This window comes from Nocardia sp. NPDC059154 (genome assembly GCF_042755705.1).
GTDB lineage: Bacteria > Actinomycetota > Actinomycetes > Mycobacteriales > Mycobacteriaceae > Nocardia.
Window position 1 is genome coordinate 143,869 of record NZ_JBHZCS010000001.1, and the last position, 25,267, is coordinate 169,135.

A 25,267-nucleotide genomic window follows, 5' to 3' on the forward strand; every position below is an offset into this window, starting at 1 on the left:
GCCGGCCATGGCTCTGGAACTGCCCTCTGAACTCGAATGGCTGGGCTGGATCGTCGGGGTCGAATGGCCCCAGGGCAACGAAGACCAGATGTGGGACCTGGCCACCTACTGGAAGACCGCGGCCGACGGCCTGCGCGACCAGGTCTCGGGTATGGACGCGGCCAAATCCGCCACGCTGGCCGCGTACGTGGACGGTGACGGCCGAGACCAGATGGCCAAGCAGTTCGATCTGATGGCCGGCGTCGGCGGAAAACAGGACGGCAACACCTCCATCCTGGATCTGGCGGGTTTCTTCGATCAGCTGGGTGATTCGGTGCACGACACCGGCACCGAGATCGAGTCGACCAAGCTGATGTTCTACTCGTCGCTGGCCATGCTGGCGTTCGAGATGGCCGCGGCGTGGATCTTCCCGCCCACCGCCCCGGCCGCGGAGGCGGCGGCGCAGGCGGCCACCCGCATCGCCGTGCGCATCATCGGCAGGGAGGCGGTCGAGCGCATCGCCGAGTACGTCGGCAAGCTGGTGGGCTCGTCGCTGGCGAAATTCATGCTGCGGCACTTCGTTCTGGACGCCGGGCTGGGCGTGCTCCAGGAAGTGGGCATCGAGGGTTACCAGATCGCGGCCGGGCACCGCAGCGGCTTCGACTGGGGCAAGATCGGCGTCACCGCGGTGAGTTCGGCCGCGGGCGGTATCGCAGGTGGCAAGGTCGGCAAGGCGCTGGGCGAGCACTTCGAGGGCTCGGCCATGAACCACTACCTGAGTGCGGCCATCACCGGCACCAGCGCCGGATTGGCCGGTGCGGGAGCGGGATTCCTGGCGGGGACCGGCGCGCAGTTCGGGCTCGACGCCTATCAGCACGGCTGGGGCGACGCCTGGAAGAACATGGGCAACGCCTTCACCAATTTCGACCCGCGCATGCTCACCGCCGGTGTCTCCAATGGCGGCCTGTCCGGCCTGAATCACACTGCCTCCCACAGCTTCTGGGAGCCGCGCGTCTCGGCGTGGAAGGCGGGCGTGCCCTCCGATCTGGCGAATGTCGGTGCGCGCCCGGACGGTTCGGGCGTCAATCCCGGTGACACGGGTGGCCACACCGGCGGCGATACGGGCCACACGGGTGGCGGCGATGTCGGCAACACCGGTGGTGGCGATTCCGGCAATACCGGTGGCGGCGACGGCGGCCGCACCAGCGACACCGGCGGACCCAATACGCACGCGGCCGGATTCGAAGGCGACAGTAGCGATCCCACCGCCAATGCCCGGCCCACCGGGGACGGCAGCACCGCACATCCCGAGGGCGGCGACACCGGTGGCGTCGGCGGCGGCGACGGCCGTGCGTCCGACCGTGGCGCGCCGACCGACGATCCGTCGGCCACCGGCGGCGGTGACCACGGCCAGGCCCACACACCGCAGGACACCACCTCCCACACCCCCGCCGACAGCACCTCCGGCGACACCCACGGCAGCCAACCGCACGCGGGCGCCCTCGAAACCAGCGGCACCTCGGTCGATTCCGGCGTCCAGGCGGGCAAGCACGAAACCCCCGCCCCCACCGCCGATTCCACCTCCAACGGCCCCGGCCCCACCCAGAACTCCGCCGCTCCCGCCGCCCAGACCTCGTCGGGCCCCGCCCAATCGTCGTCCGGACCGGCGCAATCCTCGGCGCCCACCGACTCGCGGGGCGCCTCTTCGTCGGCCCCCGCCGCCGACCCCAAGGCGTCCTCGAGCACCTCCACCGCCTCGGATTCCAGTGCCCAGCCCTCGGACTCCGGCTCGCGCGCCGGTGATGCGGGCGCGCAGGCGGATTCGGGCCCCCACGACACACCCGCCTCCGCGCCCCAGTCCGATTCGAACGGGTCGAGCCACGGCCTCGCGCCCCAGAGCGCCCCGGCGGCGGCCCCGCACGACGCGTCCGGTGCCGCGCCCGCCTCCGGTCCGACCGACACCCCGATCGCCGCCGCCTCCAACACGGCCGCCCCGGCGGCGCCCGCCGTGGCGGGCGACCGCCCGGGTGTCACGGCCTCCGCCGCACCCGCCGCCCACACCGCGGCCCCCCAGCATGGCGGTGCCGCACCGGAACCGCGTTCCGAGACACCGCGTTCCGACGCTCCGCGCTCGGATACGCCGCGCGCCGGTGGCTCCGGGGACCGGCCCGCCCCGGGTCGCGCCGGTGACCCCGCGGGCGCTCGGCCCGACGGCCGCCCGGAATCGACGCGCCCCCAGGCGGGTACGGACGCCCGCCCCCAGACCGGCACCGACGCCCGCTCGGGCGCACCCGAGGCCCGCCCCGGCGAGGAACCGACCGCAGCCCACCCGAACTCCGCCGAGCCCGGCCACGAGCCGACCACCCCGGAGCGCGGCACGACGCCCGTCGACGCCGATCACCCTGTGGCCGAGCGCGATTCCGCTCCCATCGAGGACACCGAACACCCTGCACCCGGGCGCGAACCCGATCCGTCCCAGCCCGAGGCCCCGGTGGAATCCGACCCCCGCGCTGGCGTGGCTCCCGAGCTCACCCCCACTCACGACGAGACCGCTCCCGCCGAGCACCCTGCGGGACAGCCGGATTCGCGAGAGGGCGCAACCCACGAGGGCGCAGACTCCGGCACTCCGCGCACGGACGGCGAGCTACACGATCCCGCCGTCAACCACGACGACCCCGCTGTCGTCCATGACGATCCGGCTGCCGCCCATGACGATCCGGCTGTCGCCCACGATGACCCGGCTGTCGCCCACGATGATCCGGAGCACCCGGCCGCAACGGATCACGAGCCTTCGGGTTCGCGTCCCGACGAGTCCGAGCCCGCCGCACGTCCCGAATCCGAGGACACGCCCGCGCCGGAGCGCGAGACCGATTCGCGCACTGACGACTCCGCTCCGGCGGCCGACGGCAGCCGCCCGAACGGCGACGACAGCCGCCCCGCCGAAACCGAGTCGCGCAGCCGCGAGGATCAGCCCTCCGAAGCGGCCGAACGACCGGAATCATCCGCACCGCGGCAGGATCCGTCCGAGGAGCACGCGCCCGCCGAACGTCCACGCGACGAGCACACCGCCCGCCCGGCGGGTGAACACCCCGCCGGGGACGGCTCGGCGCGTCCGGGCGAGCGCGACCACGACGGCACGCCCTCCGACGACCACCACGACTCCGGCACGCCCGACGACGCTCTCCTCGTCGCCCCGCTCCCGCTCGGCGACCACCCGGTCCCGCGCGCCGCGGAGCACACCACCCGGCACACGCCGGAAGGCGGACGCCCGCACGAGACCACCGGCGAACAATCCCGCGGCCGAGACGATCACACCGAGCCGCCCGCGGAAAGCCGCGCGGGCCGGCCCGAACGCGGCGACGGTGCGGCCGAGCACCCGGGCAAGCTGGACGAGCCCTCCGATGCGGCCGCCGCGCACCATGATTCGGCGGAGCCCGCACCGGAGGAGGAGCAGCCCGGTAACTGCGGCGCCATGTCGCTGGAGCTGGCGCGACAGCTGACCGGCAATGATTCGATCATCGTGCCCGAGCACGAGATCGGCCCCGAAGGCATGACCGCCAAGCAACTGGTGGCCGCGGCGGGCGGCAAGCTGCGCACCTACGCCGACCACGACGCCATCGCGGACCGCCTGCGTGAGCTGGGCCCCGGTTCCGCCGCCGTGGTCGTCGACCACTACGCCGGTCCCGCCGACGAGCACGGTGTGGGCGCGCACGCCTACCTGCTGGTCAACGAGGGCGGCGAGATCATGGTCAAGGATCCGGCCGCGGGCCGCGAGCACGGCCACCCGCCCATCGTCGCGGTGGAGACCAAGGGCATCCACGCCATCATGTTCAAGGCGGACGGCAAGGCGCTGGATCCGCTCAGCATGCGCACCCGCCACGGTCTCGATCCGAAGTTCGCACCCCATGCGCACCCCGAGAACGAGCAGGCCGCAACGGATTCCGGCAAGCGGCCGAAGGTCGACGAGACCGTCGCCCCTGAGGAGCTCGCCCGCATCGGCAAGGAGCCGGAGCCCGCCGAATCGCACCACCATCAGCCGGGCGATGACGGACACGACGGCGGCGGGGGCCATCAAGCCGACCACGCCGACCACGCGGAGGGCGAGCCGTACAGGGCCCCGACGGCCGGTGAGCCCATGGAGCATCCGGTCACCCTGACGGATGAACTCTCCGATCCCGGTCCGGCGCAACACGTCCACGACCCCGGATTCGAAGAGGACAAGACCCGGGGCGCGGTGCTCGAGCAGATCGATCCGAACGACACGACCCGAGTCACCAAGGGCGAAGACGGCCTGATCAATTCGATCGACGGCAAGCCCGTCCACGAGTACGTGGGCGATCTCTCCAACGCCCGCGCCAAGATTCACGCGGCGAACCGGCTCGAGGGCGACGGGCCGTGCAGCGCCCTCGCGATCGACCTGCGTACCGGTGAGATCACCGAGGCCGTGAACGGTAGCCGGACCGACCTGATCGACGAGGAACACCTCCATCCGCTGCTGCGCGAGAACCACCGCGCCCTCGGCGAGTGGAAACACCCGGTGCTGAAGGCCGAGGACGAACCGGCCACCCGGAAGGTCAAGGGCCAGCCGGAACCCCAGCCGGTGGTCTTCGAGGGCCGCGCCCACTTCGACGAACCCCTGCGGCACGCCGAGGTCAAGGCCGTCAACGAGCTGCTGTGGGCGCGCCAGCGGGCCCACGACGAGCAGTGGCGCAACACCCACGGCGAGGATTCCGACCCGCCGCCGCTGGGTCGGGATGTGCTCGGGGAGCTGCGTTTCGACCCGCGCTGGCTCGCCGACACGAAACGCAACGCCCTCGGCGGCGAGGCCCCGGCATGTGCCAACTGCCATTCGATGCTGCGCGACGTCCCCAGCTACAGCGGCCGAAACCTGTTCGTCCCGGGGGACTACCGCCTCGAGGCCGAGGGCGGCACGGTCGCGCCGCACCGCGATCCCATCGAGACCCCGCACGTCGACGCCGCGTCCGAGGCCCCGAAGCCTGGTGACCCGGACAACGGAGACGGGCCCCACGGTTCGGGCACCACCGGCCGCGAACCCGGCGGCGACGACCCGGCCCCCGGCGCGACCCCGCACAAACCCGGCGGCCCCGAATCCGACGACAGCGGCGCGCAACGCGAGCCGGACAACTCCGAGCAGACCGCCGATCACACCGGCAAGACCACGACTTCGGAGACTCCCATACGCCCCGAACCCCCACGGCGCGAACCGGATTCGCCGGATCGGGATGCCGTCCGCCCGGAGCAGCGCGCCGTGCGCGAGCTCGTCTACCCGGTCGTGAGCGACTCGCACTACGTGGACTCGCGCTACCTGTCCGAGGGCACCGACCCGCGGCTGGTCTCGGTCGCGGAAGTGTTGGCGCAGACCGACACCGGCCGTGCCGCCCTCGACACCCTGCGCGCGGCCGGGATCTCGGTCCGCATGGTCGACGGCGCGGGCGCACCGCACGTCGACTCCTACGATCCGGTCCGGCGCGAACTGACCATCGACACCCACGAGCGCGGTGAGCTCGATCAGGCCGCGGCCCTGGTGACCGCCGCCGCGCACCTGGACTCCCCGCACCCCGCAGCCGGACCCGGCAGCCCCGAGCAGCTGCGGCGCGCGGCCGAATCCTTCGCCAGGGAAGCCGGATTCGCGCAGGAGCTGCGCGACGCCGAATACGAGCCGCCGCGCGGCCCGCTCAGCGAACTCGCCGACGCCACCTACATGGACAGCGTCCGCGACACCTATCAGCGCGCCGCCGACGAGGCCGTGGAGCAGGCGCGCGCCGCGAATCCCGAACTGTCGCAGGACCAGGCGCGTCGCATAGCCCACGAGGCCGGTGTCGAGGCGCTGCTCGCCGACGATCGCTTCACCGGCGGCCCCGGCGAGGATCACCCGGATGCGCTCGCCCGGCACTACGGCGAACCGCCCGCCCCGAGTCACGTCACCGATCCCGCGCACGAGTCCGCACCCGCGCATCCGGACCAGCCCGAATCGGCACGCCCCCAGCAGGATCGGGCCCCGGAGGCCGCCGACGAGGTCTTCCACGCCAAACAGACCGCGATGAGCCACGAGCACGGCAGCGATATCTCGCGCTGGGCGCTCGAGACGCTGGACCGGCACGGCGTCGACATCCGCATGACCGACGATCCGGCCGCCGCCGTCGGCAATGGCGAGAAGGGCCGCTCCGATCGCGGTCCGCTGGCCGGATACGATCCCGCCACCAATACCGTTGTGCTGCACAGCCAGTCGTCCCCGGTCGAGCACGCGGCGGAGCTGGTCCGCGCGGCCTCCGAGGCGGAGGCGTACGCCCGGGCCGAGGGCCCGCTGGAGCGCCTTACCCTGGCCCGTGACGACTATGTGCGCAGCATGCTGGCCCGGCAGGCCGAGGCGCTCGCCCTGGGCTACGAGCACAACCGCACCGCGGGCGGCGGAGACCGTTCCCGGACGCGGCCGTCCGATCCGCTCGAGCGCGCCTACCGCCGGGCCCGCGACGAGGCGTTGAGCCAGGTCCGCGACGCCTACAAGGACTCGAACCAGGTCACCGAGCGCATGCTCGAGGCCGCGGCCTACCGCGCCGCTGTGCGCGAGGTGATGTACCGGCTGGCCGGGGACGGCCCGCGGGTGGAGGGTCGCGATCCCGCGACCGCGCACGCCGCGGCCTGGGATCGCGCGCACGGCATCCCGACCGGTGAGGATCCGGTGCGACCGCCGCGACCGCCGCGCAAGACCGCGGAGGCCATCCGCGATCGGGCCGAGGCCTACGAGAACGAGATCGAGCAGCTGCGCGCCATGCGCGAGGCGGGCACCCCGATCCCGGTCGGTCCGGCCGAGCACGCCTACCGGGACGCGCAGACCGAGGCCGCGAGCCGGCCGCACGCCTCGGAGTCCAGCGTGCGGGAGGCCGGGCTGACCGCGCTGCGCCGCTACCTGGACGACGTCGGTCTGTCGCGCGCCGAGGCCGTCATGGACGTGGTGCGCTCCTTCGGCGAGCCCGGCGAATCCCGTTGGGGCCACCCGAACCTGCACGATCTGTTCAATCCGGGCGATGCCGTGCACCATCCGGGTCCCGGCGAACCGCGGCACAGCGCCGAGGCGGATCGGGCCATGTCCCGGCGCGCCTCCGACGGCGAGATGAAGCGTGGCTCGAAGCGCCTCACCGACCATGTGGTCGAGGCCCTCAACACCACCGGCAGCGCCCGCAGCCTGGTCGTGTACGCGGGTGAGGGCGGGCACATGCGGGCCCTGCAGGAGCTGGGCGAATCGCATCCGAGGCTGCGTAATTCCCTGTGGGACACCTGGACCCGGATCGAGTACCGGGAAGTCGCCCCCGACGGGACGGTGCGCGGGATCTACGCCAGTAAGGCCGAAGGGCCCATGCGCCGCCCGTCGACGAGCGAGGCGCTGGGCGAGATGCTCGCCCACTACCTCAGCTACCGCGAGGACGGCCGGGTGCACGTCGGATTCGACGAGTGGATCCGCGGTTTGGGCGACGGCGCCTTCGAACTGGCGCACCGTCCGGGCGCCAAGCTGCCGCGCGGTGCGGACCGGCACGCGCTGAAGCTGTCCGACAACTTCGTGACCGAGGGTCACCGGGTCGTCGAGCGCAATCGTTACCTGGGCTATCCGCATCCGGCGCAGGTCGCCCACGACCTGATGACCCGGCGGGTGTCGCTGGGCGCGCTGGGCGCGGACAACTACCGGTACCGCGCGCCGGACCGCTACGACCTTCACGAGTTCAAGGTCGGCACCACGACCCTGAACATGTGGCTGGAACGCGACGGCGAGGGCGGCTGGCGGGTGCCCGGACCCACCGGGCGCGGCGGTGCCTCGGACGCGCTGGCGCATCGCTTCCAGGGCATGGGCGATCGGGATCCGGTCAAGCTGTCCAACCGGATTCGCGACATGCTGCTGGACGGCTCGGCCCCGCTGCGCCCCACCGACCCGGAGCCGCACCGTCCGCTGTGGAAGCGCGTGGCCGACCGGTTCACCGGCCGCGGGTCCGATCCGGTGGAGGCGGGTCCGCGCGTCCAGGAGACACCCGCCGAGCAGCCGCGCCAGGACGGTCCGGCCCAGCGTCGCGGTCCGTTCGCGGCGCCGCACCCGGTCGAGGATCCGGCCGCGCACGATTCCGGCGCGCAGCACGAGAACGACCATGCGACACCGGATTCCGAGGGGCACGATCATGCCCCGGACTGGTCGCCGCATCCGGACGACACCTGGTCGACCCTGGACCACACGGGCATCGCCGACAAGCTCCGGGACGATCACGGCGTCAAGGTCACCAGCTACGACGAGCGCCTCGGCCGGGAGGTCGAGGGCTTCGCCGACCACTACGACGTGGAGGCGCTGCGCGAGTACGCCCGCGCCGTCGACGACATGTTCGAGGCCGTCCCGGGCGCCCGGGTGGGCGAGGTCCACGTCGGACCCATCGAGGAGTCGGGTGTTTTCGCCGAGACCACGCCCGGACGCATCGAGAACGGTCGGATCCAGACCGGCCGGATCACCCTGAACAGCCGTTTCGCCGACGATCCAGCCGAGCTCGCCCGGCAGGTGGCGCAGGCCGAGGACGCCGGGCATCTCGCCCCGGGATCGGCGCAGCGGCCGGTGTATTCGACGATCGTGCACGAGTTCGCGCACGCCCTCGACCTCTCGGGCGGCCTCGACGCCCGGCACCAGGCGTTCGACGCCATGCTGCGCCACTACGCCGAAACCCGCGGTACCCTCGACGGTTTCGAGGAATGGTTCAATGACCAGCCCGGCACCGCCTTCGACCATGAGGGCAACTGGGATCCGGAAGAGGCGCTGGCCGAGGCGTACACCGACGACGTCCTCAATGGCGCGGCCGCCTCCGAACAGTCGAAGGTGCTCAGCCAGGCCCTCATCGACGCCCACACCGCGCGGATGGAAGGCACGACCCACGAGGGCACCCACTCGAGCGCGGACGACACCCACACCGCCGAACCCGCTCAGCGCCAAGGCCTCCCCGACGAGGAGGGCACCCCGCCGCCCCGCAGCGTATGGCTGGATCGCCAGCTGGCGGTCAACGCCGACTGGCTCGCGGGCGAGTACCGCCGCAATGCCGAATTCCTGCGCGAGGCGGCCGAGAACTTCGAGCCCGGCACCGCCGCCCGCCGCGACCTCGACGCTGACGTCGCCGACGCCGAGGCCCGCGCCGAAATCTTCGCCCACAAGGCCGATATCGCCTGGGAGCGGGCCGGTGGCCGCCCCGAACAACCCGACCCCAATGCCTCGGACCCCAACGCGACGACCCAGCAACTCCCGCCACAAGGTTCGTCGGCCCAGGATCCGAATGCGGCAACTCAGCAGTTGCCGCATCAGGGTTCGACGGTCCATGACCCGAATGCGGCGACGCAGGAGCTGCCGCCGCAGGGTTCGACAGTGCACGATCCGAATGCCGCGACACAGGAGCTGCCCGTTCATGATCCGAATGCGGCGACGCAGGAGTTGCCGGTTCATGATCCGAATGCGGCGACGCAGGAGTTGCCGGTTCACGATCCGAACGCCGCGACGCAGGAGCTGGCGCGGCCGGGCTCGTCGGTGCCGCAGGATCCGGTCGACGCCTCTCCGGCCCTGCGCGCGGCCGCGGATTACCTGCTGCGCAACGAGCCCCCCATGGGCGCCCGCAGTCACACCCCCGCCGAGCGTGAGTACGGCCGCCAGCTGAGCGAGGCCCTGGGCGTGCGCGAGACCGTGGGCGGCCGCCGTGATCCGCTCTCTGCCTTCCGCGACATCGCCGAGAAGGCCCGCGCCCGTGGCCATTTCGGCGACCCAGAGGGCGATGTGCCCTCGCGCCCCATGCGCGCCGAGGACTACGCCCCCATCTCGAACCAGGAGCGCTTCGACTCCCGGCAGCGCACCGAGTTGCCACCGGGCGCGAAGCCGGACCCGCGGCCGCTGGAGCCGTGGTCGGAGGTGAATCGTTCTCCGGCGCACGATCAACCGCGCGCCCTCACCCTCGACGAGCTGCGCCGAGAGCTCGCCGCCGAGCTGGGGCTGACCCCCGAGGACCTGAGCCCCGAGCACCTGTCCCAGGTCGTCGGCGACATGCAGTACCGGAACATGTTGCGCGCCGGTGCGATCGAGGCGCTCAGCGACGCTGTCGACTGGCATGCCAATGCCGGAAACCCGCAGGAGCGCCGGCGTTTCGCGGACACCCGTGACGAATGGGCCCGACTGCTCGGCGTGGACCCCGACCGCGTCCTGCCCGAGCACGCCGCGCGGACCCTCGCCGAGCTGCGCGACGAAACCCTGCGCCGCGCTTCGGATGTCGCGGACCTGATGGCCGCCACCCACCATGTCGAGGATCCGGCCGCCGGTCACCACCTGGTGCTGGAGTCCGACGGTCACCGGGTGCACGTGAAGGTCACCGAGGACGAGCACGGCAACCGCCACGTCGAGGTCGTCGACCGCCCCGACCTGCCCGCTCCGCCCAAGGAGCCCACACCCGAGCCCGAGAAGCCGGGCATCGTGAAGCGCGTCCTGCGACGGCTGTTCAGCCCCTTCAAGGGCGACTATCCGAAGTACCCCTCCGGCTCCGGCAATGACAGCAAGGGCCAGGGCGAGCTGATCAACTTCGCCGGCGACGTCATCCACGACATCGCCCATGTCGAGGTGCACGAGGTCGAGGAGGCCAACCCGGCGCGTATCGCCAAGGAGGCGGCCACCATCCTCAAGGTGCGTGAGCAGATGCCGCTGCTCAAGCATCTGACGAGCAAGATCGCCGACGTGTCCGCCGACATCGTCCCGATGCGGACCCGCGACGGCGGCGAATACCAGCCCTGGCGCACCGAGGTCGATCATCAGCGGAGCTGGGAGGAGCGGCTCGACCACCAGGAGAGCATCGATCTCTACCGGGAGAATCACCCCGACGATTACGAGGTTCCCCCCGCGCCCGAGCGGGATCCGAACTCCGAACTGCAGGCGCCGCCCGAACGGCAGCTGGCCGACGACGTGCCCCAGCCGCTGGTCGGTGCGATCGACGCCCGCGACGCCGCCCTCGCCGACCTGGTGCGGCTGGCCCACCGCCACGGCATCGACCTCACCGATGCCGACCCGGCCACCCTGCACCGCGCGGTCGATCACGCGACCTACGAGCTCATGCGCCGCGCCGGTGCCATCGAGGCCCTGCGGGACGCCTCCGAGCGCTACAACGAGGAGGCGGCGCTCGTTCCCTTCCGGGAAGTCAGCTTCACCAACAAGGATCCGCTGGGCCGCTACGTCCGTGAGTTGTGGGAGGTCAGGGAGCGCGACGCCCAGCAGCAGCGAGCCGATGCCCGCCGCGCGCGCGACGGCGTCTCTCCCGACGATCCGGACCCGTATTACCTGCCCCGCAAGAACCGCGTCACCGCGCTGGATTCACACGGCGTCAACAATGGCGGTGAGTGGGCCCGCCACTTCGACGATCCCGAACCGGAATTCGTGCAGAGCGAGGAGGGCCGTCTCTTCGAGGACGCCCTGAATCGCGATCAGATCCGCGAGGAGCGCTCGAACTGGGCGCAACTGCTCGGGGTCGGCCTGGACGAGCTCACCCCGACCGCGAACGATCCACACCGGCTCGCGCACACCATCGCGGACCTGCGCATGCAGGTGCGCGACGATGCGGCCGGGCTGCACGAATTCGCCGAGGCGGCAGAGCATTTCCTGCGCCTGGACGCCGAGGCTCGCGACCTGACCGATCAGCTCGGCGATCGCACCGCGCACGCCTGGCTGGATGCCCACGAGGGCACCATGCTCGAGGACGGTGTCGGCCTGCGCCCGGGCGAGCGCCCCGGCGACCCGAACCGCCTGGTCGTGATTCGCGGTGACAACGACCACGAGGCGCGCCTGGCCGATGCGCTGGCCGCCCACCCGGATCTGGGCGAACTGCTCAATCGCGGTGAGCTGCAACTGGATTACCGCGTCATCAGCCTGGACGCGGACGGCCACATCGTGGTCCGCGAGGCCGAGGCTCCGCAGGCCCGCTTCCACGAGGTGGAGGTGGACGGCGAACGCACCCCGGTACTCATGGTGCGCGAGGACAACGAGCCGTGGCGGGTGGTGCAGCCCGAGCAGGGCACGCACGATCCGGCGACGGTGGCCCACGAGGCCGAGACGGTCGTGACCGAACCGCAGCGGAGCGCGCCCCGCGATCCGGATGTCGTTCGCGCCGAACGCAACGAAGTCGCCGCGCGACTCTCGATCGACCACATGAAGCTGGGCCCCGAGCATCTCGAGGCCACGCTCGAGGCGCTGCGGCACGACAATGCCCTGCGCGCCGCGCAGATCGAGGGCATGGCGGATTTCATCCGCAGCGGCGATGCCATCGAGAACTTCCACGAACTCGATCGCCGGCTCAACAACCTCGCCCACTCCATCGGCGTGGATCCGGATCATCTGACGCCGGAGCGGCTGGCCGAGGCCATGGGCGATCCGAATGTGAAGAAGGCCGCGCGCATCCAGCGGCTCGAGGATCTGCTCGACTACGCGAAGACGCTGCGCGACACCACCGACGGCAAGGCCGTGCTGGCGGCGCGGGACCGCCTGGCCGAGCGTCTCGGCGTCGACCCCGAGGACCTGTACGGGAAGAAGCACGTCAAGGACGAGAACAAGGAGATCGTCGGCTACGGGCCGGATTCCAAGAGCACCAAGCCCAAAGCCGTGCTCCGTGCGATCAACGATGTACTCGAACGGTCCGCCGATCGGCCCGAGCTGCTCGCCGCGCTGGCCGAATACGCCCACACCATCGCCGAATTGGATCCCTTCCGCAAGGGGATGCGCTTCGATCCGAGCGCCGATCCGCGCGCCGCGGACGGTGTGGTCCGGATCTACGACGAGAACGCCCCCGCGTTGCTGAAGAGGTTGATGAGCGGGTCCATCGGTGAGCCGTTGGTCGCCGAGAATCCGTCACGGGCGGAGGCCGTCTGGTCGCGGCTGCTCGGGGTGGACGTTCACGACGTCAACCGCTTGGTGAAGCTGTACCGCGACGAGTTGCCCGGCCTGCACGACCGGCTCTCGCCCGCCCAGATGGACAAGGTGCTGCGCTCGGTGCTCGAGCGCGAACAGGCCGACGCCCAGAAGCGCGCACTGACCGACGATGACAAGCACGCGGTGCACGCCGAGTACGTGGCGAGCATGGAGCCCGGACAGCATCCGATGTCCGAGGCCGAGCTGTTCGAGGTGGTCAAGGAGATTCGGCACGACCGCTACGCCGAGGTCTACGAGGTCTACCGCGACGGCAAGATCGAGAAGCACGAGCATCCCAAGTCGAACGAACTGTCCGGGATCATCGACGGCCTGCGCGAGGAGATCCGCTCTCGCGAAGCCGATATCGACGCGCTGGGCCGGTTGGCGGCCGAGCACAATCACCTCACCACCCCGTGGACCCCCGAATCGCCGCGTACCCCGCGCGAACTCGCCACGGATCTGGCCGAGGCCCGCCACCAGCTGCTCATCGCGAGTGACAACCGCGCGCACGCCATGGGCCGAATGTGGTTGCAGGACAACCAGCCGCTGTCCGAGGGCGATCTGACGCCCGAGCGGATCCACGGCACCACCGAATACCTGCGGACCCGCAATGCGGACGAGGGCGGCACGCTGCCCAACTTCGAGCCGCGGATCAATGATCTCGCGCGCGCCGCGCACGAGTTCAACCAGGCCCAGGACCGGGTGCGGGAGCTGGAGTCGCGGTTGCGCTCGGCGGTCGAGGCCGATGCCGGGCCGCTGGAGACACCGGTCGAGGTATGGCAGCGCGAAGTCGACACCGCGCGTGCCGAACTGGTCGACGCGGTCGACGCCGCCTCCGGCAACTGGAATTCGAGCGATCTGGATCGGGTCATCCGCCAGGTCGAGCGCATGTCCAATGTCCCCCGCGATTCCGCCTCGCTCTGGACCGATGAGCAGATCCCGGTCCGGGACGCGGTGCACCGCTACCAGACCGCCCGCGATTTCCTCGGCGCGGCCGAACACGACGCGCTCGAGTCGGCCCGCGCGGCCGAGACGCCCGAACAGCGCGCCACCCGCGAACTCGGGTACGCGCGCCAGGATCTGGCCCTCGCCGAGGCGGCCCGCGACAATGCCATGGCGGGCCTGCCCGTCACCGAGCCGGAGCTCACCCGCGCCTGGGTGGAGGCGACCCGGGAGGAGTTGGACGGCAGGACCTTTGGCCAGCTCACGCCGGCGGAGCGCGCCCGCCTGGCCCTGGCCGAGGCCGTCGAACACCATCTCGACACCCAGGATCGCGTCTCCCGCTGGGAGGCCCAGGTCGATCACCTCGCGGCCGAGGCGGCCATTGCCGCCGACACCCCGCGGGCCGCCGCGGCCCGCGCCCTGGACTCCGCGCGCACCGCCCTCGACGAGGCCATCACCCGGCTGGAGTCCGAGACCGGTCTGCGCGTCTCGGACACCGACCTGACCTCCGCCGACAATGCCCGGATCACCTTCGAGGCCCTCGACGCCGCTGTTCCGCCGCACCCCGACGGTGACCGCCACGACGCCGTCACGGCCCTGCGCACCGCCGCCGAGAACTTCCACCGCGCGGACGCTTTCAACGACTTCGTCAAGAAGCACACCCCGCCCGACCCCGTCCCGGACCCGCGCGAGGCCTACGCGAAGCCGCCCGAACCCGAATCGACCACGCAGGTCGTCGATCCGCGCGAGGCGTACGCGAAAACCACCGAGCCCGAGTCGGGTACGAAGCCCACCGACCCGCGCGAGGCGTTCCGCAAGCCGCCCGAATCGGATCCCGGCGACCCGAGCGGCTCGACGTCGAAGACCGATCCGAACGATCCCGGCGACCCGAGTGGCTCGGGTGCGAAGTCCGACCCGACCGACCCCGGTGACTCGGGCAACTCGGGTGCGAAGACCGATCCCTCCGGTCCGGGTGACCCGTCGGATCCGCAGCAGTCGGATCCCGGCGGTACCGACTCCGGGGGCGGGGATTCGGATGGCGGACACCATGGTTCGGACCCGGCCGCGGGCTGGGAGCCGGACGGACTCCCCGAGCAGCACGTGCCCGTCGACGCCCGCGTCGAGGCCCGCATCACCGAGCTCATGGGCAATGCGGTCGAGGCGGACCGCGCGGCCGCGGCCGCGCATCAGGGGCTGCGGGACCTGGCGCGGGAGATGGGCATGCAGGCCCTGCGCAACGACGAGACCCTGAGCTCGGAACAACGGGCCGAACGCCTGCGCGAGCTGGAGACCCGCCTGGCCGATATGACGCCGAGCGAGCTCTCGAACTACATCTTCGATGCCGACAGGGTCGAGATCGCGGACTTCCAGGAGATGCTGAAGGCCGAGGGCGTTCCCGCCGGGAACCACGGTTCGTACTGGGAGAAGGTGGCGGCCTCCGATATCCGCCGCGCCGAGCTGACCGAGATCCGCCGTGCCACCGGCGCGCACCGCGACGCCTACCGCGCGCACACCGAAGAGGCGTCCCGCCTGCGCGAGCAGGCGCACCTCATGGCCGTCGGCGACGTCCTGGACAACATCACCTCCGACCGGAGGGGCCCGGGCGTCGGCCTGGCCTCCGACCCGACCAGGCTCGTGGTGGTCACCCACCACGACGATCCCGGCGTCGTGATCGGCCCCAAGATCCGCGAAGACATGGCCGCGCGGGGCGTTCCGGTCGAGGACCGCATCGTCCACGTCGACGACGACGGCACCATCACCGTCCAAAAGGTCCGCCCCGCAACCGATCCCGGCCCCCACAGCCCCACCCCGACCGACCCGCGCACCGCCTGGTCGCGCGGCGAGGGCCCCTTCGAGCGCGATCCGAACGCGGGCCGGCACGGCCCGACCAACGGCACCGAGGAGAAGGGCCCCGCCGGTAATGCCGACCCCGTGGGCGGCAAGGATCCCGCAGCCGAGTCGAATCCTGTTCAGGAGCAACGGACCCTGGCTCCGGGGGAGTGGCCTCCGGCCGGTCCGGCCGAGCACTTCGTGATCGAGGATCCACAGGTCCGCGCGGAAATCCTCGATCTGCACGAGCGCGCCACCCACGCCTGGGAGGCGGCCGAGCAGACCCGCGCCACGCTGGACGACCTGGCCCGCGGCCTGGGCATCGAGCCCACCGGTATGTCGGCGCGGGAACTGGAAAGCGCTGTCGCCCAGGCCCTCACGGCCGAGGAGGCCCGTGTCGCCGAGGTGATGCAGCGCAATGTCCCGCCGGGCGCGGGCAACGGCCTGGCCGAGTACATGGAGGTCGAACGCCCTGCGGCCATTCAGCGCGGCGGCGAGCTGGGCCGCCTGCGCGCCATCGCGGGCAGCGAGTTCACCCGGTTGCACAACCAGACCGAAGAGGCGATGAATCTGCGCTCGCAGCTTCATTTCCGAGCCGCCGACGTGGTCCTGGAATCCATGGCCGACACGGTGGTGGGCAAGGGCGTCGGCCTGGTCGGCGATCCGGCGAAGCTCCTGGTCGTCAGCCCCCTCGACGACCCGGGCGTGGTCATCGGCGACAAGATCCGCAACGATATGGCCGCCCGTGGCACGGAGATCGACTACCGCCGCGTCCGCGTGGCCGACGACGGCACCATCACCGTCCAACCCGTCCGTCCCCCTGACGAGCCCGGCACCCCGGTCGCCGCGGGCAGCGAACCCAACCGACCCCCGGGCGGCGGTGGCCCGTCCGCGCCTACGCCGCGTCCCGCGGCCCCGCGCGGCCCCGACCCGCGCGAGGCCTGGTCCCGAGGCGAGGGCCCGTTCCAGCGCGACCCCAATACCGGCGGCGAGGAAGAACCACCGACCGGAGGCAACAACGCGGTCCCGCCGTCGGATCCCACCAAACCCGGTGCGCCGGGCGCGAAGTCGGAGCCGACCACGCCGCGTCCCGCGGCCCCGCGGGGCCCCGATCCGCGCGAAGCCTGGTCGCGCGGCGAGGATCCCAGCACCCCGCGTGCCGAGAACGACCCCAAGGCCACCTCCACCCCGGAGGAGCGGACCACGCAGGTCGTGGTGCGCGAGAAGCAAACCCAGACCACGCCGGACCCGGTCCAGGAAGCGAAGACCGAGACCGCGCCGGTCCAGGGACACGAGGGAACGACCGAGACCGCGCCGGTGCAGCAGGAGGCGACGCAGAACGCGCCCGTGCCGCTGCACGAGGCGACGACGCAGACCATGCCGGTCGCGGTGCACGAAGGTGATCGGGTGATCGATCCGGTCGCGGCCTCGCCCGCCCTGGCGGCGGTCGCGCAGCATCTGAGCGAGCATCAGGTGCTGTCGACCGGTCGTCCGCGCGGCATGGAAGAGGGGGCCTACGCGGTCCGCCTGGCGGATGCCCTCGGTCTCCGGGAGGCGTTGTCCCATCAGCGCGATCCGCTCGGCGCTCTGCAGCGGCTGGCCGAAACCGCCCGGGAGAACGGGCATTTCGGCGACCCGGACCACAACCGTCCGCCCACGCCCATGTCCCGCGACGATCTCGCGGGCCCGCAGCCGCACGAGGGAGAGCATCCCCAACTTGCCGCCGGCGATCCGGCACTCCCGACCCCGGTCCGCGATCTCCCCCTGGAGCCCTGGTCGCAGGTGGAGCGCGCGGGATCGGGCGAGGCCCGTCTGATGTCACCGGAGGAACTGCGCGCCGAACTGATCTCCCGCCTCGGCCTGTCGGACGACGATGTGGCGGACCTGCCGCGGGTGGCCGGTGAGATGCAGTACCGGAACGTCCTGCGCGCCGGCGCCGTCGAGGCCCTGGCCCACGTCCTGCACCTGCACGACGAGGCCACCCGGCCGGAGGAGCGCGCCCGGCTCGCCGAGCAGCGCGACGACTGGGCCCGCCTGCTCGGCGTCGACACCGCGTACCTCGAGCCCGCGACCCGTGTCGACGTGCTCGACGACCTCATGCGCGAAACCCTGCGCCGCGCCTCGGATGTCGCGGACCTGGTGGCCGTCAGCCACTACCGCCCGGACCCCGTCGAGGGCCCGCACCTGGTGCTGGAGGCCGAGGGCGACCGCGTCTTCGTCCGACTGGCCGAGGGCCCCGACGGTACCCGCGTGGCCGAGGTCGTGAGGCGGCCCGCGTTGCCCGAGCCGCACGCACCCGTCGCACCCCGCGAGCCGGAGGCCCCGCGCGGCCGACTGCGCAAACTGTGGGACCGCCTGACCGGCGACTACCTCGGCCATGCCCCGAAGTACCCCTCCGGATCCGGCAACGACAGCAAGTACCAGGCCTTCTGGGCGGTCGAGGTCGGCTACGCCTCGCACAACGAGGTGCTGATCGGCACCAAGGACAAGTTCAACCCGATCCGCATCGTCAAGGAAGCCGCGACGCTGTGGAAGGACCGCGAGAAGCTGCCGTTCGTGCGGCGCTTCAGCCGCCTGGTCGCCGACATCTCGCCCGAAGTGCTGCCCATGCACACCCGCGACGGCCGCGAGTACCAGCCCTGGCTGAGCGAGACCGACAACGCCTGGCATTGGCAGGAAGTGGCCGAGCACGACGAGAGCGTGCGGCTGTTCCTCGAGAGCCACCCCGAGTTCGCCCACGTGGAGGAGGTGCTGCCGCCCGCCGAGTTGCCGCCCGAACTGCCGCCGATCACCGAACGCGAGCTGGGTGCGGCTCTGCCGCAGCCGGTGGCCGAGGCCATCGTGGCCCGGGACGCCGCGCTCACCGATCTGGTGAAAACGGCACGGGAACAGGGCGTTCGACTGTCCGACGCGAGCCCGGCGACGCTGCGCCGCCTGGTGGACGAGCGGACCTACGAGCTCGTGCGCCGCGCCGGTGCGATCGAGGCGTTGCGCGATGCCGCGCAGCGGTTCAACCTCGAGGACGCCCGCGTTCCGTTCCGCCCGGTCAGCTTCCTCGACAAGGATCCGCTGGGCCGCTATCAGCGCGATATGCATCACGCCGATCAGGCGGTGCTGGCCGAGCAGCGGTTGGCTGCCCTGCGCGAGGAGATCCGCGGTCAGGACCTGACCCAGGAGGAGATCTGGGCGCTGGAACGCAAGGCCGGCATTCCGGAGACCACCGCGCTGGAGTGGCAGGGCGCGGCCAATGGCGGTGAGCCCGGCCGGGATTTCGAGGATCCCGATGCGGATCTCGAGCAAAGCCCCGTGGGCCAGCTGTTCGATCACGCCCTGCAGCGTGACCAGATGCGCGACGAACGTGGCAACTGGGCACAGATGCTCGGGGTTGACCTGGACCTGCTCACCCCCGAGCACCTCGACCACACCCTCGCCGAGCTGCGCATGCAGGCCCGCGATGATCTGGACCGGCTCAACCGGCTGTCGGACGCGGTGGATCATTACCTCGACGCCGACTCGACCATGGTCGACCGCGCCACGGACTTCGCCGACGGCCACATCCGCGCCTGGATGGAGACCCTCGACGGCGGGATGGTCGACCGCGGCGTCGGTCTCGCGCCGGGCGAGCATGCCGGAGATCCCAAGCGGCTCCTGGTGATTCGCGGCGTCCGCGATCATGACATCCAGCTGATCCGGACCCTGTCCGAGCGCCCTGAGCTCGCCGACCGCCTCAACTCCGGCGCGATGCGTCCCGAGTACCTCGCCATCGACGTGGACGGGCACGGCAACGCCAAACTGGACTCGTTGGCGACTCCGCAGGCCCGCTATCACGAAATCGACACTCCCGAAGGCAAACTGGGCGTGCTCATGCTCCGCGACGGTGACGAGCCGTGGCGAGTGGTGTCCCATCCGCTGGATGAGGCGGGACCGCATACGATCGAGAACACCGAGCACACCGTCCCGCGTGATCCGAATGTCGTTCGGGCGGAACGCGATGCGCTCGCCGATCGGCTCGCGATCGAATACGGCGAGCTCGGCCCCGAACAGCTCCGGGCCACCGTCGAGGCGCTGCGCCACGACAATGCTCTGCGGGCCGCGCAGATCGAGGGCATGGCGGACTTCGTCCGCACCACCGACGCCATCGACAACTTCCACGCGATGGAGAAGCCGCTCGGCCAGCTCGCGAACCGGGTGGGGCTGGGTGATCCCCGCGAGCTCACCCCGGAGCGGATCGCGCAGGCGCTGACCGATCCGGATGTGAACGCGGTCCGCCGCTGGCTGCGAAAGCTGCGGCGCGAGCAGGGCATCGGCGATCTGATCGACTACGCCAATGTGCTGCGGGACGGTGACAAGAAGGCCGTGCTCGCCGCCCGTGACCGGCTGGCCATCCGGCTCGGCCTCGACCCGAAGGACCTGTACGCCGAGAAGTTCGCCAAGGACAAGGCCACCGGCCTGGTCGTCGACTACCGGCCCGATCCGGAGAGCACCGACCCCAAGAAGCTGGCGCACGCGATCAACGAGGTGCTGAAGCGCTCCGAGGATCGGCCCGAGTTGCTGGCGGCCCTCGCCGACTATGTCGGGGAGCTGGGCGAACTCGATCCCTTCCGCGACGGCCTGCGCTTCGATCCGTCGCAGGATCCGCGCCTGGCCGCCGGCGTGCTGCCGATCCACGATCCGAAGGCCCCCGCGCGCCTGCGCGCCATGCTGCACGAATCCCTGTTCGAGCCGGCGCGTTCCGACAATCCGTCGGGGGCGGCGGACGTATGGTCGCGGTTGCTCGGGGTGGACAGATTCAATATCGATCGCACCGTGAAGCTCTACGAGACCCATCAGCGCGGGCTGCACGACCTGATGTCCCCGCACCAGATGCGCGATGCCCTGCACGCCGCGCACGAGGCAGCCAAGGTCGACGAGGGCTATCAGGCCTACCGGGACAGCATGCCCACCGGGCGCGAGCCGCTCACCCACGAGCAGTTCGTCGACCTGCTGCAGAACGCCCGCAAGGCCCGCTTGGCCGAGGTGTTCGAGGCCTACCGCGACGGCAAGATCGACAAGCACGAGCGGCTGTCGCTGTCGCAGATGTCCAAGGTCGTCGACACCATGCGCGAGGAGGTGCGGGCGCGCACGGCCGATATCGACGAGCTGGAGCGCCTGGCCGCCGAGCACAACAGCCTGACCGCGCCGGAAATCGAAGCGCCGCAACGGTCCCCGCGCGAAGTGGCCGCGGAGCTGGCCACCGCTCGCACCGAGCTGGAGCAGGCCGACGCCCACCGCGAATACGCGATCGGCCGGGTATGGCTCGAGAACAACCGTGCCATCGAGCATTCCGATCTCACGCCGGGCCGGCTATCGGGCACCGTCGACTACCTGGCGGCTCGCACTCGCGACGAAGGCGGCGAACTGCCGGGCGCGCGGCAGCGCATCGACGATCTGGCCTCGGCCGCAGCGGATTACACGAAGGCCGCGGACCGGGTCGCCCAGCTCGAGGCCGAGCTGGGCACCGCCGTGGACCGCGCCGCGGCCGGACCGGGACAGACTCCGGTCGAGGTGTGGCGACAGGAAGTCGACGCCGCCCACAGCGATCTGCAACGGGAGATCGCCGAGAACCCGGCGGCGGGCGGCCGCGCCCCGGACCGGGTGATCGCCATGGTCGACGGCTTGCTGCGGGTGCCGGAGGACGAGCACTTGGTGTGGACCGAGGAGACCGCCCGGCTGCGGGACGCGGTGCAGCGCTACCGGACCGCGCAGGAGTTCCTGGCGCACGCCGAGACCGACGCCGTGGCCCGCCACCTGGCGAACGAGACCCCCGGCTACCGCGCCCACCGCGAACTCGACACGGCCCGAAGGGATCTCGAGACCGCCGCGGCCAATCGCGACCTGGCCGCGTCCGGCCTGCCGTACACCGACGATCAGCTCACCCCGGAGTGGGTCCGCGAGACGCGGGAGGGGCTGGCCACCAAGCTGCGCGCGAACATGACGGTGGACGAACGCGCCCGCCTCGCGCTGGCCGAGGCGGCCGACCGCTACCACGAGGCCCACGACCGGGTGGGCCGTTGGGAGACCGAACTCCGCCGTCTCGAGGTGGAATCCATGGCGGCGGGCGATTCGCTGCCGGCGGCCGCCGAGCGGGCGCGCACCGCCGCCCACGCCGCCCTCACCGAGGCACTCGGCGAGCTGCACCGCCGCACCGGCCTCGAGGTCTCCGAAGCCGACCTGACCCCGTCCCGGTACGAGGCCACCCTCGCCGGACTCGATCCGCGGGCCGCGCTGGTAGCGAACGTCGACCCCCACAACGTCTTCCACGCCTTGCGCGATGCCGTCACCCGCGTCCACCGCGCCGACGAGTTCGCCCGCTGGGTCGCGGGTGAGCCCGAGCCGGCCACCACCCACACCCGAACCCTCCCGGACGGTGGCATCCCGGCTCACGAGCGCACCCTGCCCGACGGAGGGACTCCGCCGCTCGCGCGCACCCTGCCCCTGGGCGGTGCGAAGCGCGACCCCGCGCTGGGCGCCGCGGCGGCACACGAGAATTCGGGCACGGAGCACGGAAAGCTCGTGACCGAACACGAGCAGAAGCCGCCGACCGAGCAGCGCGAGCAGACTCCGCAGCCGAATCAGGAAGGGGGCGGGTCGAAGCCGCCGGGCGGCGACGAGACCCCGGGCGGTTTGGCCGACGGGGACGACGACCACGGTTCCGGCGATCACTCCGGGGGCGAGCCGTACAAGGCCCCGACCGCCGGTGAGCCGATGGAACATCCGGTCACCCTGACCGATGACCTCTCCGATCCCGGTCGGCCCCAGCACATCGACGATCCCGGGTATCTCGCCGACCAGGCCCGCGGCGCGATCGTGGAGGAGATCGATCCGCACGACGGCAGCCGAGTTCTACTGCGGGACGGGCTGATTCGGGCCATCGACGGCAAGCCCGTGCACGAGTACATCGAGGATCTCGCCCGGGCCCGCGCCGAGCACCACGCGGAATACCGCTACAGCGGCAAGCAGCTGGAAGGTCCGGTCAGCGCCCTCGCCATCGACCTGCGGACCGGCCTGATCACCGAGGGCATCAACGGCTTCCCGTTCGACGTGATCGACGACGAGCATCTGCACCCCCTGCTGCGCGAGAATTTCCGTGCGCTCGGTGACTGGCAGCACCCGGTCATGGAGTCCGAGGGCAAGATCCTGCAGGCGAAGCTCACCGATGAGAACGGCAACCAGATCCGGGATGCCAAGGGGCAGCCGGTCAAGGGCGACGTCATCAACCAGGGCCGTGCACACTTCGACGCGCCCTTGCGGCACGCGGAGGTGAAGGCGGTCAACGAACTGCTGTGGGAGCGCCAGCGCGCCCACGAGGCCCGATGGCGCGCACAGCACGGCGAGGATTCCACGCCGCCGCCCCTGGGCCGCGATGTCCTCGGCGAACTTCGCTTCAGCCCGCGCTGGCTCACCAAGACCAAGACCTGGAACATCGGTGATCCCTCCGCGGCCTGCGCCAACTGCCACTCGATGCTGCACGGCGTCCCCAGCTACACCGGCCGACTGCCCTACACCCCGAAGGACTACCGGCTGGCGGGCAACGAGATCGAACCGCATGTCGATCCCATCGGCGACACCGAGACACCCCTGGGCCAGGAGCCTCTCGCCGCCAAGGCCGAACCGCCGAAACTCGCTGCGCCGCAACCCGGTGACGACGAGGCTGACGGCAACCCGCCCGAGAACCGCGAACCCGGCGGCGACGACCCGACCCCGGGCGTGAGCCCCCGCAAGCCCGGCGGCCCCGAAACCGGTGACGGCGGAGCCGCTCTCGAACCCGAGCCGCACAAGCCCGCAACCCCGGCACCGCCGGTGATCCTGCACGAATCGGGCCTGCCCGAACGCACACCGGTCCAAGAACAGGCCCAACCGCAACCTGTTGTGGAACAGGCCCAACCGCAGCCGGTGGTCGAGGAACAGCCCAAGTCGCAGCCGGTGGTCGAGGAACAGCCCGAGCCGCAGCCGGTAGTCGAGGAGCAGGCCAAGTCGCAGCCGGTGGTCGAGGAGCAGTCCGAGCCGCAGCAACAGCCGGTGGCCGAGGGCGATGCGCAGGGCAAGGAGCCCGGGCATCGCGTTCCGTTGGTGAAGCCGGAGGCCGAGCAGGGCCCACAGGTCGGCCCCGAGCCGGAGGCCGAAAACGCCTCGCCTCCAGGCGATCCCGGCGATCCTGACCAGAACGAGCCCGAGCCGCAGCCGCGCGACGAATGGCGCAACCCGGGCTGGCGCTCGCACGTGCCGCATCCGGTGCACCCGTTCAACCCGACGTTCCCGCAGTACACGCCGCAGCCCTCCCAGCAGGCTGCCCCGTGGACACTGCCGCCGGACAACGGTGATCCGAACCAGACCGGTGGACCGAATCAGCCGACGGGCCCGAACCATCCGGGCGGCCCCAACTACCCGGGTGGCCCGAATTACCCCGGCGGCCCGAACTATCCGGGCGGTCCGGGCTCGGGCCCGGGCAGCTCGATGCCTCCGGGCGGCGCCCCGCACATGCCGACCGATCCCGGCATGCCCCAGTGGCCCACCCAGCCGACCCCGCCGCACATTCCGACCCCGCCGGGCGATTGGCCGCAGATCCCGGGCCTGCCCAACGGCGAGAACGGCTGGCCGCAGGTTCCCGGGACGCCCGCGAACAATTCGGGCCCGCCGCAGATCCCGGGCACGCCGTGGAGTCAGCCGGGCTGGCCGCAGTCCCAGAACCCCTCGAATACCGCTGGCACACCGCAGAATCCGGGCGGCCGGCCGCAGCAGCACGACGGTGCGCCGCACACCCCGGCCGGCCCCGATGGCAACGGCCCGCACGCCCCCGGCGGTCCGAACGGCCCGGGCGGCCCGGGCGGCCACCCGTCCGCCCCGAACGGCCGGCCGCCCAACGGTTTCATACCGTCCAGCCCCGACCCGGGCACGCCGTGGAACGGCGCACCCGCCAATGGATCCGGCGCGAACGGCATGCCCGGTGGAATGCCGGGCGGCCCCATGGGCGGCGCGCCCGGTGGCCCGCAGGGTGCGGCGGGCAACAGCCGCGGCAAGAACACCAGCCGCTTCCCGCGCGCCACGGCACCGGGCTCCGGCAACGGCAGCCACGGCATCTACCTCCGGTCGCATTCCGGATTCGGGGAATTCGCGACCCTGGACCCGGGCACCGGCGCCCTGCAATCCGCACCGGTGGGCGCGGGCTCGCTGGCGGGCGTCTACGACCATGTGGAAGGTCTGGCCGTGATGTTCTACCGTGACCGGAACTCCGGTCTGGTGCTGCGCATCGGTGATCAGGCCTTCGAGGTGGACCGCCTGGGCGCGGACGTGCACTGGGAGCGCACCCAGCACGGCTACAACCGACTGCTGGTCGGCGTGGCCGGAACCGCACAGTGTGAGCTGCGCTATCGCAGTGTGCCCGCGGATGCCGATCTGGGCCTGCTGATCCGCGACGTCCTCGCCGATCCGGACCGCCGGGCGGGCATCTTCGGATGACCACCCAGCACTCGAACGTGTGAGTTCGCCGATTTTTATGGTTTCGGCAACCGCACG

The 25,267-nt window shown here is 71.6% G+C and carries 1 protein-coding gene; it reads left to right on the plus strand.

Features of this window, described 5'->3' with window-relative positions; translation table 11 throughout:
* Nucleotides 1–7 precede the first annotated feature (7 nt).
* A complete protein-coding gene (locus tag ACFXN1_RS00585; RefSeq protein WP_379437306.1) occupies nucleotides 8–25,210 on the plus strand; it encodes a toxin glutamine deamidase domain-containing protein in 25,203 nt (8,400 codons plus the stop codon).
* Nucleotides 25,211–25,267: the final 57 nt, after the last annotated feature.